Genomic DNA, 628 nt, shown 5'->3' on the forward strand with positions numbered 1-628 from the left:
GCATGACGTTCTACCGCAAGGACCTGTTCCAGCAGGCCGGACTGAAAATGCCCGTCAAACCCACCTGGACGCAGATCGAGCGTTTCGCCAGAGCCCTGCACAAACCCGACAAGGGCCAGTACGGCATCTGCCTCAGAGGCCTCCCCGGCTGGGGTGAAAACATGGCCGTCTTCGGCACGGTGGTCAACACCTTCGGGGGCCGCTGGTTCGACATGAACTGGAACGCCCAGGTCAACAGTGCCGCCTGGAAGCGAGCCATGACCTTCTACACCGGCCTGATCAAGAAGTACGGCCCTCCCGGGGTGACCTCCAACGGCTTCACCGAGAACCTGACGTTGTTCTCTCAGGGCAAGTGCGGGATGTGGATTGATGCCACGGTGGCTGCAGGGTTCGTGACCGACCCGGCACAGAGCAAGGTGGTGAACAGTGTGGGCTTTGCCAACAGCCCGACCGGACCGGGAACCCCGAGAGGGAGCAACTGGCTGTGGATCTGGTCGCTGGCGATTCCGAAGAGCACCACCCACGAGCAGGAAGCCTTCAAGTTCATCACCTGGGCCACCTCCAAGGAGTACATCCAGCTGGTCGCCAAAGAGAAAGGCAACTGGGGCGCTGTTCCTCCAGGCACCCG

1 protein-coding gene is annotated in these 628 nt (G+C 61.8%); it reads left to right on the forward strand.

Annotated elements, in window-relative coordinates; genetic code table 11:
* A partial coding sequence (locus DC3_RS28850; protein WP_146892312.1) for an extracellular solute-binding protein occupies positions 1-628 on the forward strand: 628 nt, incomplete at both ends.

The organism is Deinococcus cellulosilyticus NBRC 106333 = KACC 11606, from assembly GCF_007990775.1.
In the GTDB taxonomy this organism is placed as follows: domain Bacteria; phylum Deinococcota; class Deinococci; order Deinococcales; family Deinococcaceae; genus Deinococcus_C; species Deinococcus_C cellulosilyticus.